Below are 14,644 nucleotides of genomic sequence, written 5' to 3'. Positions count from 1 at the left end.
GCATATGAACGGACTTGGAGGTTTGAACAAATCGCCAAACGGCGTAGTGATCGGCCTGGTGCAATTGAAACTGCCGGTGGTCAAGACCCCCGCCGATCTGGCCGCACAAACCGCCCGTATTGTTGAAATGACCGCCAAGGCGCGGCGCAACATCGGCACGATGGATCTGGTCGTCTTTCCCGAGTATGCGCTGCACGGGCTGTCTATGGACATCGAGCCTGCGATCATGTGCACGATGGACGGCCCCGAGGTCGCGGCGTTCCGGCAGGCCTGCATCGACAATGACATCTGGGGCTGCTTTTCGATCATGGAGGCCAACCCCGGCGGCATGCCCTACAATGTCGGCCTCATCATCGACAACACGGGCGAGTTGCAGCTTTACTATCGCAAGATGCACCCTTGGGTGCCAGTCGAGCCTTGGGAGCCGGGCGACGGCGGCATCCCGGTGATTGACGGGCCGAACGGGTGCAAGCTGGCGCTGATCATCTGCCACGACGGGATGTTTCCCGAAATGGCGCGGGAAGCGGCCTACAAGGGTGCTGAGATCATGCTACGTACTGCGGGCTACACCGCGCCCATCCGCGAATCGTGGCGCTTCACCAACCAGTCCAACGCCTTTTGCAACCTCATGGTCACGGCCAACGTCTGCATGTGCGGCAGCGACGGCACGTTCGACAGTATGGGGGAAGGGATGGTCTGCAACTTCGACGGCTCGATCATCGCGCATGGTACATCGGGCCGGGCGGACGAGATCATTACCGCCGAGGTCCGTCCCGATCTGGTGCGCGAGGCCCGGATCAACTGGGGTGTGGAAAACAACATCTATCAGTTCGGCCATCGCGGCTATGTGGCCGTGCAAGGCGGCGCGCAGGACTGCCCCTATACCTACATGACAGATCTGGCAGCCGGACAGTACCGCTTGCCCTGGGAGGACGACGTCAAAACCACCGACGGCACCGATTTCGGTTTCCCTGCGCCCACACGTTTGTTCACCCCTGCGAAAGAAGCCGCCGAATGACCATCGCTGCCGACCCCTATGCGTGGCCCTATAACGGCGATCTCAGGCCCAAAAATACCGCGCTGATGATCATCGACATGCAGACCGATTTCTGCGGGGAAGGGGGATATGTCGACAAGATGGGCTATGATCTTTCCATGACGCAAGCCCCGATCAAACCAATAAAGACAGTACTCGGGGCCATGCGGGCCAAGGGCTATCACATCATCCACACCCGCGAGGGCCACCGCCCAGATCTGGCCGACCTGCCCGCCAACAAACGCTGGCGTTCACGCCAGATCGGGGCGGGCATCGGTGATCCGGGGCCTTGTGGCAAAATACTTGTGCGTGGTGAGACTGGGTGGGACATCATCCCCGAACTTTACCCGCACGACGGCGAGCCGATCATCGACAAGCCCGGCAAGGGCAGCTTCTACGCCACGGATCTGGAGATGATCCTGCGCACGCGAGGGATCGAGAACATCATCCTGACCGGTATCACCACCGATGTCTGCGTGTCGACCACCATGCGCGAGGGCAATGATCGAGGGTTCGAATGCCTCGTCCTGGCTGATTGTTGCGGGGCAACGGATCGGGGTAATCACGACGCCGCGCTGAAGATGGTCACGATGCAAGGCGGCGTCTTTGGCGCGGTCAGCGACAGCGCAACTTTGCTGGCACAGCTGCCATGAGCACTGTCGCTACGAAAAGGGGGGCCATCGGCGTCGAGACCTTGCACATGACGATGCGGTTCGGGGGGTTCACGGCGCTTGATGACTGTTCGATTAAGATCACCCCGGGCAGCTTTCACGCTCTTCTGGGCGAAAACGGCGCGGGCAAGTCGACGCTGGTGAAATGCATGATGGGGTTCTATCACGCGACCTCGGGCGAGATACTGGTGGACAGGCGCGAGGCCCGCATCACCGATCCACGGGCGGCCCATGCGCTTGGGTTGGGGATGGTCTATCAGCATTTCACGCTGGTCCCGTCGCTGACCGTGGCCGAAAACCTCGTCATCAGCCGTGAAGATGCCCCGCGTATCATCGACTGGCGGGCAGAGCGGGCGGACTTGCAGGCCTTCATGGACCGCATGCCGTTTCAGGTGCCGCTCGACCAATCCGTACGCGCGCTTGCAGCAGGCGAAAAGCAGAAGCTGGAGATCCTCAAGCAGCTTTATCTGGGCCGGCGCTTTTTGATCCTCGATGAGCCCACGTCCGTGCTTACCCCAGATGAGGCGGATGAGGTGCTCAGCCATGTGCGCGGACTCTGCCAGGACGGGGTGATTTCGGTGCTGATGATCACTCACAAATTTCGCGAGGTGACCGCCTACGCCGACCAGGTGTCGGTCCTGCGACGTGGCAAATTGGTGGGGGGCGGTAGGGTTGCGGAACTTGACCACACGGATATGGCTGCGTTGATGATGAGCGACGCGACGCTGGCCCGACCAGCCCCGCGCTCCGGCATGCGCGGCGCGCCAGTGTTGGAACTGGACGGCATCACGGCCCGGGATCGCACAGGGTTGAAAGACATCAGGATCGACAGATTGTGCGTGCATGCAGGCGAGATCGTCGGCGTGGCAGGCATTTCCGGCAACGGCCAGATGGAGTTGATGGAGATCCTGACTGGGCAGCGCCCTTATCGAAGCGGCGAAATCCGCGTCAAAGGCGCGCCCTACACCGCACGCCGCGACGACGCGCAACGCCACAACATCCGCTTCCTGCCCGAGGAACCGCTGCACAACGCCTGTGCGCCGCGCATGTCGGTCAGCGATAACATTGCCTTTCGCAGCTTTGACCGGCACGGCGGTTTCTGGCTGTCGAGCCGAGACATGAGGGCTCGTGCGAGCGATCTGGTTCAGCAATTCAAGGTCAAAACGACCTCCATCGACGTTCCCATCAGCGCCTTGTCCGGCGGCAACGTGCAGCGCACCGTGCTGGCGCGTGAATTGTCCGGAGAGGTCGATCTGCTGATCATCTCGAACCCCTGCTTCGGCCTTGATTTCTCGGCCGTGTCCGAAATCCGCAGCCGCATTATGCAGGCCCGGAACGCCGGCGCTGCAGTCCTGATCCTGTCCGAGGATCTGGATGAAATCATGGAGCTGACTGATCGCGTGCTGGTCATGTCCGGCGGTGCCCTCACCTATAATGCCGCAACTGCGGAGGCCGATATCGCCACCATCGGCTATCACATGGGGGGCCACGCGTGATGGTGGACCTTGAAACGGCCCTGCCCTACCCTTTCGCCTTCGATCCGGCAAAGACAGCCCTTGTCGTCATCGACATGCAACGCGATTTCATAGAAGCGGGTGGCTTTGGCGAAACGCTTGGCAATAATGTTTCACGCCTGCAGGTGATCGTGCCCACGGTTGCGGACCTCATTGCACTGTGCCGCACCAAGGGGATCGACGTAATCCACACCCGCGAATGCCACCTGCCTGATCTGTCCGATCTTCCTGCCGCAAAACGCGACCGGGGCGTACCCAGTCTACGTATCGGCGATGCCGGACCGATGGGGCGCGTTCTCGTAGCAGGAGAAGAAGGGGCCAACATAATCCCGCAACTCGCGCCCACGGCGCAGGAACGGGTAATCGACAAACCCGGCAAGGGGGCGTTTTATGCAACGCGTTTGGGCGATCACCTCGCAGGGAAAGGTATCACGTCGCTCATCATTGCCGGCGTCACCACCGAGGTCTGCGTGCAGACCACCATGCGCGAAGCCAATGATCGCGGCTTTGAGTGCCTGCTGATTGAGGACGCCACCGAGAGCTACTTTCCCGCCTTCAAGGCCGCGACGCTGGAAATGATCCGCGCACAAGGTGCCATCGTCGGCTGGACAGCCCTGTTTTCACAATTGAAGGACGCCTGGCATGACTGAACCTCTGACGATCACAGATTTGCCAAATCGGTTGGCAGATCTGCCCTTCGAGCCGTTCAGAGACGGCGTTGACATTCACTACATGAAACAGGGCTCACCCGAAGTCGCGCTCCTGCGCTACGCCCCCGGCGCGCGGGTGCCAACGCATCGCCATACAGGACTTGAGAGTATCCTGGTGCTGGAAGGCGAGCAAACAGACGAGCGAGGCACCTACCGCGCAGGGACGTTCATTCTCAACTCAGAAGGAAGTTCGCATTCCGTCTGGTCGGAAACGGGCTGTGTCGTCCTTATCCAATGGGAACGACCCGTGGAAATTCTCTGATAAGCCTTGGATACCCAAGCGTGTTGTGGGTCGACGCCAGCCCGATCACCCATTCCTGCCGCCTGTCTTGCCAGAGCGGCGACCTTAGATGCGGCCGGCGCATTGATCGTTCAGGCCTATTAAGTGTCCAATTAGTTAATTGCACACTATCCGACATTAGCGCACCTCCTGCAGGGCAGCCAGACCGGACGGTTACGATCGCAGTGAGCAAAGCGACGGAAGCGCCTGTATCGCGCAACTGGAATGGCTACTATCATAGGCGACACAGCCGGAACAAGTGAAGAACGTCGGGATTCGACGAGCTCAAATTGGCCAATATACTGTTAGGCTACGTGGGCGGCCTCGGTAGTCTCCACCACAGATAGTCTCGAGGGCTGAAATAACTTAAAACGTGCCGCACCATCTTCCACTGTGAGAATGCCCGCGTTCTAGTGGAAGATGGTGCGTTTGCTATATAAAGCCGGAGATTTCCCCGGACACCGGCTGCGAAAGCAATGGTTTCACGGCGCGCCCCAACCCGGGTCGAAAAGACACTTGTTCTTGAGCACTCGGAAGTTAGCCCAAAAACAGATCTATTGACGCTTCAACCTTCGATCGCGTTTCGGGGGCAGCCACGCGACGTTTGTAGATCTCCTCGGTCGTTACGATAGCCGTACCGGCCGTCAGCGACACAAGGTGCAGAAACAGGACCTCCGGATCGGTGTCAGTTCGCCAATCAGATTCCTGCGCTGCCTTGATTTCCTGCCTCTGTCGGTCCGCAAAGGTCGCAAGCAAGGCTGTCAGATCGTCAGAAGCGTGCCGCATTACGTCAGGATTTCTCAGTATGTGGTGGAGTTCGCTGTTTGCGATGGCCCAATCGACGTAGGCCAGAACCATGGCGCGCAAACGTGCAACACCGGATGGGTGGGCATCGACACCTCCTGTCGCCTCAATAAGGGAGCCTACACCTTCCACAGCAATTGCATTTAACAACTCGGCCTTTGTTGCAAAATGACGAAGGGGGGCTGCGTGGCTAACACCGAGATCACGCGCCAGACCCCGCAAGCTAAGGCCTTCCACCCCTTTTTCACTGACTGTTTCTGTCGCGCGGTCAAGTAGCGCCTGACGCAGATTTCCGTGGTGATATGCGGTGTTCATCTTCTTTTCGCTTTCAATGTTGACGATGCCTACATTCTGACCTATGTAGACATTGACAACATCCTAAACTCGAACATCTTTGTCAACGAGGTGTCCGAAGATCCAAGAAAGGAAACACGATGCCCGACGTCTTGATCTCACTTCTCACCGGCCTCCTTGGCCTTGGCACTGGTATCTTTGTGGTGCTGTCACTGATCGAGAAACCAGTCTGGCGCCTGATGTGGGCACCAGACTCGACGCAGGTTGGCGACGACGAGGCGCGCAAAGTGCACGCCATTTTAAAGCGGGTGATCCATCTGTTACCCCCGACCATGATGACGACAATGGGGACCGCGACGCTTCTTGTAATCGTCCTGCTGGTCAAAGCTGGGTTTTCGGCCACCGCGATCGCAGTGGCGACGCTGTTTTTTGTCCAGCTCGGACTGATTGTTGCACGACTGTTCAAGGATATCCGCAACGTTGACACCGTACCCTCCGACGGAGACCTGGTCGCCGTGCGCAACGGCCTCGGCGCGCTCACGCTGCTTCATCACCGCGGACTTTTTATGACACTGAGCACGCTTGTGGCCGTGCTGGTCTTGCAAGCCCTAGCCTAAGCCCTACCACCCCAAAAACAGGAGAAGCCCGATGACCAATACACAGTCGAAGACCTATGGTTACCGTCGATTCACCCCCGAAGAGTACGACTTTACCGTCGACGAAGGCCTTCAGGCTGGCGACACGTTCAAGGATGCAGAACTGCGCGCACTCGGCGGGCAAACGGTCCATCTTTCCGACTACCTGAACGACAGGCCGCTCGTTCTCGAGACCGGCAGCATGACCTGTCCGATGTACGCACAAAGCGTCCCGCCAATGATGAAGCTAATGGAGAAATATCCTCAGCTCGACCACGTGCTGATGTATGTGCGCGAAGCCCATCCTGGCGAGCTTCAGCCGCAACATCGGACAGAAGCAGAAAAGATCGACGCTGCGAAAAAAACCAAACGACGCTACGGCGACGAGCGCACAATCCTTGTCGATGACGTGAACGGATCGGCGCATCGGTTTTATGGCACGATGCCGAACTCAATCTTTGTGATCGCGCCAGACGGGACCATCGTGTTCCGCAGTATCTGGAACAACGCCGATGAGATGGACGCGATTCTCGGTACCTTGGCGGATGGCCAACCCGTTCAGTCACGCGAACTCAAGGCCGTTCCGCCTTTCTCCTTCCGAGCAGTCAGAACTCTTTTCATGGGCGGGATTGTCGCAATTTGGGACTTTGTTTACGGACTGCGACGTCTTGTCGCGAACCACAAGAAGGTCGGCGACATGTAGGTGGCCGCACACTTAGCCGCTCCCGCATCCACATTGATGCTTTATCCGGGGGCGGCGCTGTTTCAACAGCGCTCGTAATCTCCTCACGCCGATCACTAACAAGTCAGGACGAAAAGTCCCGATTTGGGCGGTGCCGATCATGTATATCTCCAGTGTTTCGATGGGTTGTCCTGAAGGCTGACGATTCCAGATCGGTGAAATGCGGGAAGCCGCACTGGTGCGGACCGTAGGCAAAGCGGAGGACATTGTTGTCGCTGCAGCAACTCAGCTTTCTCGTAGTTTCACTCGGCCGGGTTCTTTGCCATGTCCCATCTCAGAAGAAACACATGCATCTAGAAATTGGCGTCGCCATAATGGCGAAGTTATAGATACACCACGTTAGGATCGAATTCACTTTTTGACTTCGGAGAGCAATTCTTCGAATGAGTTGAGCGCCGAACCCGCTAAGCAGTCAGTATGGGTCATCGGTGCTTCAAAATACCAGCTCGGGCGGGAGAAATCGCATCGACATCGAATCCGACTTCTTCAATCGTCCGCTTGAGCACGAGGTCGGCAGCAAGTTTTGCGAGCGCAGGTGCCATCATAATCCCGTAGCCTCCTTGAGCGGCAAGCCAGAGAAAATCCGGAACGTTGTTGTCGAAGCCCACAACCGGAGCCTCGTCTGATACGAAGCTCCGCAGTCCTGCCCAGGAATGCGAAATCCTGCGCACGGGAATCAGTGTTTCGGTTTCGATCCAATGGGCAAGGTGGGCGATATCGAGTTCATCCGGTCGCACATCCTGCGGCTGGGTTGGGGTCGCGTCACCAGGAGAGGCCATCAATGTCCCCGCCTCTGGCTTTATATAGGCGTTTGACCCTGCGAAATCGACAGCGGGGCTAGCGGCAAGATCGAGACCATCGGGCGCGTCGAGAATGATGCCGGTCCGCCGCATTGGCACCAAGCCAATGTGCTGTGCACTGACTATTGCACCAATCTCGTCTGCCCATGCACCAGATGCGTTTACGACAACCTTGGCACGGTAAGTCTCCCGCTTTGCTTGAACGTTCCAAAGGTCATTTTGATGCGTCATGACGGTAACGGCTTCGCCGGTTGCAATTGTGCCGCCGCGTTGTCGGATGCCCTTTAAATACCCTTGGTGCAGGTTTGCGACATCGATATCGGCAACATTCGCTTCGTAGACGGCGCTCGCGACGCGCTCGGGCCTCAGATAAGGTGCGAGCGCGAGCGCTTCTTCCGACGTGATCTCAATCACGTCTTCACCCGGTTCTGAAAGCGCGAGCAAAGCCGGTAGCTTATCCAGATTTTCTTCGTCAGCTACGGTGAGCGCCCCGCGCGGCGTTAAAAGGGGGCTGTCGCAGAAACCTTCAGGTGGCGATGCGAAGAACGACGCACTCGACGCGTTGATTTGGCGCACGACGGGGCCGCCATAGTTTCGGGTAAAAAGCGCAGCTGAGCGGCCTGTGCTGTGATACCCGGGCGAACTTTCCGCCTCGAGCACCAAAACCGTGCCCGCGGCGGCCAGTTCGTAGGCAACCGATGCGCCGGAAATGCCGCCCCCGATCACAAGGAAATCATGGATCATATTGGGTAAGCCTCTTTGGCGCGCCGACCTCTCATTAGGTCAATGTTTTACAAAGCGCAGTTCCAGATCAAAATGCAAGAAAAACTAATGTTATTGACTCCTTGCAAGTTTTCTTTCCTACTGAGTTGAGTTGACCGGGATGCTTTTATGTCGAAACCATTGCGCGATCGCCTGACCGAGGCGCTGCAAACCGCCTCGAAAGCGGATCGTGCGTTGGCGAGCTACATGTTGTCGGATATGGGTGCATTGCCCTTCGAGACGGCGGCGAGTTTGGCTTCCAAGGTTGAAGTGAGCGAGCCGACCGTGGGGCGGTTTTGCCGATCAATCGGCTACGACGGGTTCAAGGATCTCAAGAAGCACCTCAGAAATGATATGGGCGATCAGCCGTGGTTGATCGGTGACCGGCTGCGCGACTTGCAGGAGCGCACCAAGGCCGGGGAAGATCAGTTGACGCGCGGGCTGGAATTGGAAATGGCCGCTCTGGTGGCAGTCTATGAGGCCGCTCACAGCCCTGAATGGCAACGCACCGTGACACGGTTGGCTACGGCAAAACAGATTTTCGCAGCCGGGTTTCAGACCGAACGCGGTATGGCGCAGATATTCGTCCATCAACTTCAGTACATTCGTGACGGGGTGCATTTAATGGACATCGCCAGCGGCAACTTTGCTGAGCTTTTGACATTGCACGACGCCGACGCGGCGCTGGTCATCTTCGAGGCGCGCCGCTATTCGCGCCATGCCCAGATGCTGGCAGAAGACGCCAAGGCAGCGGGCATCCCCGTCACACTCATCACGGACCCCTATTGCGACTGGGGTCATGCCGCATCGGACGAGATGTTCGTCGTGCCCACAGCGGTCAATCTGTTCTGGGAATCGACCGCCCAGATGGCGAGCCTCGCCAATCTTATGGTCAACGCCGTCTTCATGGAACTTGGCCCAGAGGTCGAGAAACGTATGAACAAATTCGCTGAACTCTACGGGCGCTTCACCGGTCATGTCGGCGATGCAGCCACCCCCCGCACGGAGGGCCGCCCCACCTAAGTCTGCCAACAGCCAACATAACAGGAAAATCTGCCATGCGATATTCGACCAAGACCCAGCTTCTGACAGGATCGGCTATCGTAGCGGCCGGATTTTTGTTCTCACCCCACGCGATCGCACAAGATGTGACCGTCGCGTTTTCCGCAAGTGAACTGGGCGCCACCGCTTACAATCCGGTCGCCGCCAGCAACCTGAACACCGCAACGTCTCTCATCTATGACCGGCTGGTGGAACAGGATGCCGACCAATCATACCATCCACACCTCGCCACCGCTTGGGAAGAAACGCCCGATGGAATGGCGTGGACTTTTACGCTGCTTGACGGCGTCACCTTTCATGACGACACGCCATTCAATGCTGCTGCTGTCCAGACTTGGATCGCGAGCTATGCAGGAACCGAGAACGAATATCTGGTCGAAGCCATCGCATCAGTCGACGTCGTCGACGATCTGACTGTGCGGTTCAACATGGAGCGGCCCGAACCAAACCTGCTCTATAACCTTGCGAGCGCCTTCATGGGTGTGCCCTCCCCCACGGCGTACGCAGAACTGGGCGAAGATTTCGGCGTCACGGCGGCTGTCGGCACAGGTCCCTACGAATTGCAAAGCTTTGAGATCGGGTTAGAGACGGTTCTTGTGAGAAACGAGGACTACACTTGGGGGTCCGACCTGTCGGAAAACACCGGCCCCGGCCATATCGAAACCTTCACCTTCCGCGAAATCCCAGATCAATCCACCGCGTTTCTCGAACTGCGGACTGGTGGTATCGATCTGCTTCTAGGCGTACCGACCGATTTCCTCGCGATCCTTGAGGCCGAAGCGAACATCCAGATCATCCAGATGCCCGGCACCGGTATCAGCTACATGCCGATCAATGTGACCGCCCCGCCCTTCGACGACATTCTCGTGCGGCAGGCAACTGGCATGGCGATTGATCAGGATTCAATCGTGGCTGCCGTATACGGCGGTGTCGGCGCCCCGGCCCGGAACTTTCTGATATCCTCCCTGCCTGAGGCAAATGTCAATCCAGACCTGAATGTAAGATATGATCCCGCAAAGGCGGGCGAACTTCTTGACGAAGCCGGCTGGGCGATGGGTGACGACGGCGTACGTGTCAAAGATGGAAAGCAGCTTTCTGTCGATCTCTTCACAGCCAACAGCACCGAGTTCACCCGTCTTACACAGGTGGTACAGGCGCAACTGGCGGAGATCGGTATGGAGGCCACGATCACTGTCTTCGACAGTTCCACCATCCGCGACGAATACCGCCGCAACGCCCACCAACTCGCCGTGCGAGCCTATGATTGGAACAACTCCGACATTCTCGACTGGTTCTTCAGCGGCAACCGCGTGGGCTATCCGAACGTGTCGATGTGGGAGGACGAAGAAGGCCAGCGCCTCAATGACATCGCAATGACCGAGAGTGCCACGGCGGCGGAGAGGGTCGCGAATTTCACCGCTTACCATGAATACGTGCTCAGCCAGCACCTGTTCGTGCCGATCTATCAGCCAACCCAGAATATAGCCTTCAACGGTGAGGCGATCAGCGTCCCCGATCCGGTGCGCGGCTCGCGGTTCCGGGGGCAGTCCTTCATGGACATTCAGGTCACAGAATGAGCCGCCGAACCTTGTAAGAAAGGAGGCAACGGGATGATCCTCAGATACACATTCCAGCGTTTGCTGATGCTGATCCCGGTGTCTTTCTCGATTTCGGTGGTGATCTTTATGATCGTCTACCTGCTACCGGGGGATCCGATTGATAACCTGCTGAGGGTTGGGTCTTCCGCGGAAGATCGTGCCGAGTTGGTTGCGCGTTACGGCCTGGATCGCAGCCTTGTGGTTCAGTACTTCGTCTGGATCGGCAACATGTTTCAGGGCGAGTTTGGTCAAGCCATCGTTCTGCGCCGACCGGTGGCCGATCTGATTGCGCAAAACCTGCCCTACAGCCTGACGCTCGGCGGGCTGGCCTTTCTCTTTTCCTCAACAGTGGGCATGGCGCTTGGTACGGTCTCCGCCATCGTCCGCCACCCGGTACTGGACCGGTTCATGCGTGGCTTCATCCTTCTGGGCTCCACCGTGCCGGGTTTCTGGCTGGCGCTTCTGTTGATCCTGCTGTTTTCCGTCAACCTCGGCTGGTTTCCGGTCTCCGGCGCGGGCGGATGGCAATCGCTGGTGTTACCAGTTCTCACCATAGGGTTCGGCGGCGTGGCGTTGGTCGCGCGGGTTACGCGGGTTGCGCTCCTGGATGCACAGCGGGAGGACTTTGTGACACTCCTGCATGCCAAAGGCCTGTCCTCGGGCACGATCCTGTTCCGCCATCTGATGCCACATGCGCTGCTGCCAGTCGTGACAATCTTGGCCTTACGCATCGGCTGGATTCTCGGCGGCGCTGTCACGGTGGAATTCGTATTCGGTCGTCCCGGCCTCGGATCACTTCTGATCCGGGCGCTCGGGCAGCGCGACTATCCGGTCGTGCAGGCCTGCCTGTTGATGCTGGCGCTCGCCGTCATGCTCGGCACCCTGATCGGCGATGTGGCCCAGGCGTCCATGGACCCCCGAATCCGAGAGAAAAAATCATGAAAGTTTCTTCAATGGCCATCCGCTCGCTAGATGCGTTCGCAAGAATGAGTATCGGGCGCGCCCTTTCATCTGGGATCGGCATGGTGGCCGGTGGTTTCTTGATCCTGCTGGTTCTGGTTGCCGTCTTCGCGCCATTGATTGCCCCGTTCGACTACGCGGATCAAAACCTGATGAACGCGAACGCGGCCCCCGGCTGGCCGCATGTTTTGGGTACGGACGAGTTCGGGCGCGACGTGCTCAGCCGTGTGATCTACGGCGCGCGAACCTCTCTCTCTGTCAGTGCCACGGCCATCGCCATTTCCATGGCCGCTGGCATGACGCTTGGCGCTGCGGCAGGTTATTTCGGGGGCTTTTTCGAACGCGCGGTGATGACCGTGGTGGATCTGACATGGTCCTTCCCCGACATTTTAATCGCACTGATCTTCGTCGCCATCATCGGCCCGGGCCTAACATCGACCACTTTTGCCATCGCCATCGCCTATCTTGCACAATTCACGCGCCTGACCCGTGCGCAAATCGTCCGCCTAAAACGCGAAACCTTTATCGAGGCGACAATCAACCTCGGCGCCAAACCTTCGCATATTCTCCTGAAGCACCTCATGCCAAATGCCATGGCCCCGGTGATCGTGGTCGGCATGCTGGCGATAGGCGATGGTATCGTGCTGGAGGCAACGCTCGGATTTTTCGGCCTTGGCGCGCAGCCACCCACACCCAGCTGGGGCGCTATGATGTCGTCCGGCACGGCGCAACTGTTCCTCAGCCCATGGGTTATCATTTTTCCCGGCGTGGCTGTCGCGATCACTGTCATTGCGGTGAACCTCTTTGGCGACGAACTGATCCGGTCGCTGGACATCCGCGACCGGTTGCGGGGAGCATGAGCATGCTCAGCGTTCGCGATCTCGGTGTAGCCTTCGGAATGGTGCAGCCGCTCTCTGGCGTCAGTTTTTCCGTCAACAAAGGAGAGACACTTGGCATCGTTGGCGAAAGCGGGTCGGGCAAATCCCTGACCGCGATGAGCGTCATGGGTCTTTTACCACTCAGCGGTGGCCGCATCACCGGCGGTAGCGTGGAATTCGATGGTCAGGATCTGACAAAACTGCCCGAACGCGCCTATCGAAAGCTGCGCGGCGGCCGGATCGGCTTGATCACACAAAATCCGATGACCTCGCTGGACCCTCTGCAGAAGATCGGGCCGCAGGTTGATGATGTCGCCAAACTGCATCTGGGCCTTGACGGCGCGGAGGCCCGCGCGCGGACCGAAGACATCCTCGGCACCTTGCGCATTCCGGAACCATCGCTGATCTGCGAACGGTATCCGCATCAGATGTCGGGTGGTATGAAGCAGCGGATCGTTATCGCGATGGCGCTGGCCGCCGACCCTGATGTGCTGATCGCAGATGAACCCACGACGGCGCTGGACGTCACTGTACAGGCCCAGATCATTCGCCTGCTTGACGATCTGGTGAAGGAGCGTGATCTCGCACTGGTTCTGATAACCCACGACATGAGCGTCGTGGCCCAAACCTGCGACAAGATCGTCGTCATGTATGCCGGTCGCGCGGTGGAACACGGGCCGGTTGAGGAGATTTTTGACCGTCCACGCCATCCCTATACACAGGCCTTGATTGCATGCATTCCGCGTGGGCTCGATGACGCCACCCGGTTGACCGGCATCGAAGGCACGGTCCCCACCGTCCTGAATTACCCCAAAGGCTGCCCGTTTCACCCGCGATGCCCACGCGCCGAAGCAATCTGCGCGACCGATCCACCGGAGTTTTCCGTGGCGGGCGACAGTGCCGCCGCCTGTCATTTCGCGGAGGTCGCCAATGCCCAACCTGCTTGAAGTCCGCGACCTGTCCAAACGCTTCACATCGGCGGGCAGCGCGTTTCGCAAGGCGCGGTCCATGCACGCGGTCAACGGTGTATCCTTCGATTTGGCGAAGGGCCGCGTTATCGGCGTTGTCGGTGAAAGCGGTTGTGGCAAATCAACACTTGCGCGCCTGATCCTGCGCCTGATCGAACCGTCGGGCGGCGCGGTACATTTCGACGGGGACGACCTACTGGCAAAGTCGCCCGCCCAGATGCGCAGGCTGCGCGCCCGTATGCAGATGGTCTTTCAGGATCCGTATTCCGCCATTGACCCGCGGTATACACTAGCCCGTGCCGTCGCCGAACCCTTCGAGGTGCAAGGTGTCACTCCGGAAAAACCCATGACCGACGAGGTGGCTGGGTTACTGGAGATGGTTGGGCTAAACCCCGGCCTCGCTACCAGCTATCCCCATCAGATATCAGGCGGGCAGAAGCAGCGGGTCGGTATCGCGCGAGCGCTTGCATTGCGGCCATCGCTCTTGGTGCTGGACGAGCCTACAGCATCGCTTGATGTCTCGGTGCAGGCCCAGATCATCGGCCTTCTGGAAGATTTGCGGTCCGACCTTGGCCTGACATACCTCTTCATCTCCCACGATCTCAGTCTCGTGAAATATTTCTGCGACGAAATCCTCGTCATGTATCTGGGTCGCGTGGTCGAGGCCTTGCCCGACACCGCCGCACCCGCCCGACATCCCTATACAAGAACCTTGATGGAAAGCACGTTCGAGCCAGACCCGAAAAAACGCCGTTTGATTGCGCCGCTGGAAGGCGAAGTCCCGAGCCCCTTCGATCTACCCCCCGGCTGTGCCTTCGTGGATCGTTGTCCTAACGCCAGCGCGCTGTGCCGATCTGAAACGCCCGCCCTCTCGACAGAAACCGGCCATGCCGTCGCTTGTCACCACCCGATCTGATCAAGAAGGACCAC

General features: G+C 58.6%; 15 protein-coding genes. 13 read left to right on the top strand and 2 right to left on the bottom strand.

Annotated features, from left to right (window positions below; genetic code table 11):
- The first annotated feature begins 4 nt into the window (after positions 1-4).
- Genes KIN_RS04725 through KIN_RS04705 form a run of 5 tightly spaced genes read left to right on the top strand, consistent with a single transcriptional unit; the run spans position 5 to position 4,193 of the window.
- Positions 5-1,018 carry a formamidase gene (locus KIN_RS04725; protein WP_159804774.1) on the top strand — a complete coding sequence of 338 codons (1,014 nt, stop codon included), beginning with the start codon at positions 5-7 and terminating at the stop codon, positions 1,016-1,018.
- Positions 1,015-1,689: a biuret amidohydrolase gene (gene biuH / locus KIN_RS04720; RefSeq protein WP_159804773.1), complete on the top strand. Its 675-nt coding sequence runs from the start codon at positions 1,015-1,017 to the stop codon at positions 1,687-1,689. Before KIN_RS04725 ends, biuH begins: the two co-directional genes overlap by 4 nt.
- Positions 1,686-3,203, top strand: coding sequence for an ABC transporter ATP-binding protein (locus KIN_RS04715; protein ID WP_159804772.1), 1,518 nt, complete (start codon positions 1,686-1,688; stop codon positions 3,201-3,203). The genes biuH and KIN_RS04715 overlap by 4 nt, the downstream gene beginning before the upstream one ends.
- Entirely contained in the window at positions 3,203-3,871 is a 669-nt protein-coding gene (locus KIN_RS04710) for a cysteine hydrolase family protein (RefSeq protein ID WP_159804771.1), read from the top strand. The genes KIN_RS04715 and KIN_RS04710 overlap by 1 nt, the downstream gene beginning before the upstream one ends.
- Positions 3,864-4,193 (top strand): cupin domain-containing protein, encoded by a 330-nt coding sequence (locus KIN_RS04705; protein WP_159804770.1) that lies wholly within the window; start codon positions 3,864-3,866, stop codon positions 4,191-4,193. Before KIN_RS04710 ends, KIN_RS04705 begins: the two co-directional genes overlap by 8 nt.
- Before the next feature lie 555 nt (positions 4,194-4,748).
- On the opposite strand, the gene KIN_RS04700 is transcribed toward KIN_RS04705, so the two are convergent.
- Positions 4,749-5,330, bottom strand: a complete 582-nt coding sequence (locus KIN_RS04700) for a TetR/AcrR family transcriptional regulator (protein WP_159804769.1) — start codon at positions 5,328-5,330, stop codon at positions 4,749-4,751.
- A 119-nt stretch (positions 5,331-5,449) separates the two neighbouring features.
- Here KIN_RS04700 and KIN_RS04695 point away from each other — a divergent pair, with 119 nt between their 5' ends.
- Positions 5,450-5,926 carry a hypothetical protein gene (locus tag KIN_RS04695; protein ID WP_159804768.1) on the top strand — a complete coding sequence of 159 codons (477 nt, stop codon included), beginning with the start codon at positions 5,450-5,452 and terminating at the stop codon, positions 5,924-5,926.
- Positions 5,927-5,957: 31 nt separating this feature from the next.
- Entirely contained in the window at positions 5,958-6,647 is a 690-nt protein-coding gene (locus KIN_RS04690) for a deiodinase-like protein (RefSeq protein WP_159804767.1), read from the top strand.
- A gap of 461 nt (positions 6,648-7,108) precedes the next feature.
- On the opposite strand, the gene KIN_RS04685 is transcribed toward KIN_RS04690, so the two are convergent.
- Positions 7,109-8,230, bottom strand: a complete 1,122-nt coding sequence (locus KIN_RS04685; RefSeq protein ID WP_159804766.1) for an NAD(P)/FAD-dependent oxidoreductase — start codon at positions 8,228-8,230, stop codon at positions 7,109-7,111.
- A gap of 147 nt (positions 8,231-8,377) precedes the next feature.
- Here KIN_RS04685 and KIN_RS04680 point away from each other — a divergent pair, with 147 nt between their 5' ends.
- The 6 genes from KIN_RS04680 to KIN_RS04655 are packed head-to-tail and all read left to right on the top strand — an operon-like array spanning position 8,378 to position 14,630.
- Positions 8,378-9,271, top strand: coding sequence for a MurR/RpiR family transcriptional regulator (locus tag KIN_RS04680; protein WP_159804765.1), 894 nt, complete (start codon positions 8,378-8,380; stop codon positions 9,269-9,271).
- A gap of 35 nt (positions 9,272-9,306) precedes the next feature.
- Entirely contained in the window at positions 9,307-10,887 is a 1,581-nt protein-coding gene (locus KIN_RS04675) for an ABC transporter substrate-binding protein (protein WP_159804764.1), read from the top strand.
- A gap of 33 nt (positions 10,888-10,920) precedes the next feature.
- A complete protein-coding gene (locus tag KIN_RS04670; RefSeq protein ID WP_159804763.1) occupies positions 10,921-11,850 on the top strand; it encodes an ABC transporter permease in 930 nt (309 codons plus the stop codon).
- Positions 11,847-12,728: an ABC transporter permease gene (locus KIN_RS04665; RefSeq protein ID WP_243144812.1), complete on the top strand. Its 882-nt coding sequence runs from the start codon at positions 11,847-11,849 to the stop codon at positions 12,726-12,728. Before KIN_RS04670 ends, KIN_RS04665 begins: the two co-directional genes overlap by 4 nt.
- Positions 12,729-12,730: 2 nt before the next feature.
- A complete protein-coding gene (locus KIN_RS04660; RefSeq protein WP_159804762.1) occupies positions 12,731-13,693 on the top strand; it encodes an ABC transporter ATP-binding protein in 963 nt (320 codons plus the stop codon).
- Positions 13,677-14,630 carry an ABC transporter ATP-binding protein gene (locus KIN_RS04655; RefSeq protein ID WP_159804761.1) on the top strand — a complete coding sequence of 318 codons (954 nt, stop codon included), beginning with the start codon at positions 13,677-13,679 and terminating at the stop codon, positions 14,628-14,630. Before KIN_RS04660 ends, KIN_RS04655 begins: the two co-directional genes overlap by 17 nt.
- Positions 14,631-14,644: the final 14 nt, after the last annotated feature.

The organism is Litoreibacter roseus, from assembly GCF_009811795.1.
GTDB lineage: Bacteria > Pseudomonadota > Alphaproteobacteria > Rhodobacterales > Rhodobacteraceae > Litoreibacter > Litoreibacter roseus.
The sequence above is the reverse complement of the archived record's forward strand: the minus strand, read 5'-3'. Positions and strand labels throughout refer to the sequence as shown.

Bases quoted from the DNA above. Each gene is read 5' to 3' on its own strand.
- KIN_RS04715 (WP_159804772.1), top strand. From the start codon at position 1,686: ATGAGCACTGTCGCTACGAAAAGGGGGGCCATCGGCGTCGAGACCTTG.
- KIN_RS04695 (WP_159804768.1), top strand. From the start codon at position 5,450: ATGCCCGACGTCTTGATCTCACTTCTCACCGGCCTCCTTGGCCTTGGC.
- KIN_RS04680 (WP_159804765.1), top strand. From the start codon at position 8,378: ATGTCGAAACCATTGCGCGATCGCCTGACCGAGGCGCTGCAAACCGCC.
- KIN_RS04705 (WP_159804770.1), top strand. From the start codon at position 3,864: ATGACTGAACCTCTGACGATCACAGATTTGCCAAATCGGTTGGCAGAT.
- KIN_RS04675 (WP_159804764.1), top strand. From the start codon at position 9,307: ATGCGATATTCGACCAAGACCCAGCTTCTGACAGGATCGGCTATCGTA.
- KIN_RS04690 (WP_159804767.1), top strand. From the start codon at position 5,958: ATGACCAATACACAGTCGAAGACCTATGGTTACCGTCGATTCACCCCC.
- KIN_RS04725 (WP_159804774.1), top strand. From the start codon at position 5: ATGAACGGACTTGGAGGTTTGAACAAATCGCCAAACGGCGTAGTGATC.
- KIN_RS04670 (WP_159804763.1), top strand. From the start codon at position 10,921: ATGATCCTCAGATACACATTCCAGCGTTTGCTGATGCTGATCCCGGTG.
- KIN_RS04710 (WP_159804771.1), top strand. From the start codon at position 3,203: ATGGTGGACCTTGAAACGGCCCTGCCCTACCCTTTCGCCTTCGATCCG.
- KIN_RS04700 (WP_159804769.1), bottom strand. From the start codon at position 5,330: ATGAACACCGCATATCACCACGGAAATCTGCGTCAGGCGCTACTTGAC.
- KIN_RS04660 (WP_159804762.1), top strand. From the start codon at position 12,731: ATGCTCAGCGTTCGCGATCTCGGTGTAGCCTTCGGAATGGTGCAGCCG.
- KIN_RS04655 (WP_159804761.1), top strand. From the start codon at position 13,677: ATGCCCAACCTGCTTGAAGTCCGCGACCTGTCCAAACGCTTCACATCG.
- KIN_RS04665 (WP_243144812.1), top strand. From the start codon at position 11,847: ATGAAAGTTTCTTCAATGGCCATCCGCTCGCTAGATGCGTTCGCAAGA.
- biuH (WP_159804773.1), top strand. From the start codon at position 1,015: ATGACCATCGCTGCCGACCCCTATGCGTGGCCCTATAACGGCGATCTC.
- KIN_RS04685 (WP_159804766.1), bottom strand. From the start codon at position 8,230: ATGATCCATGATTTCCTTGTGATCGGGGGCGGCATTTCCGGCGCATCG.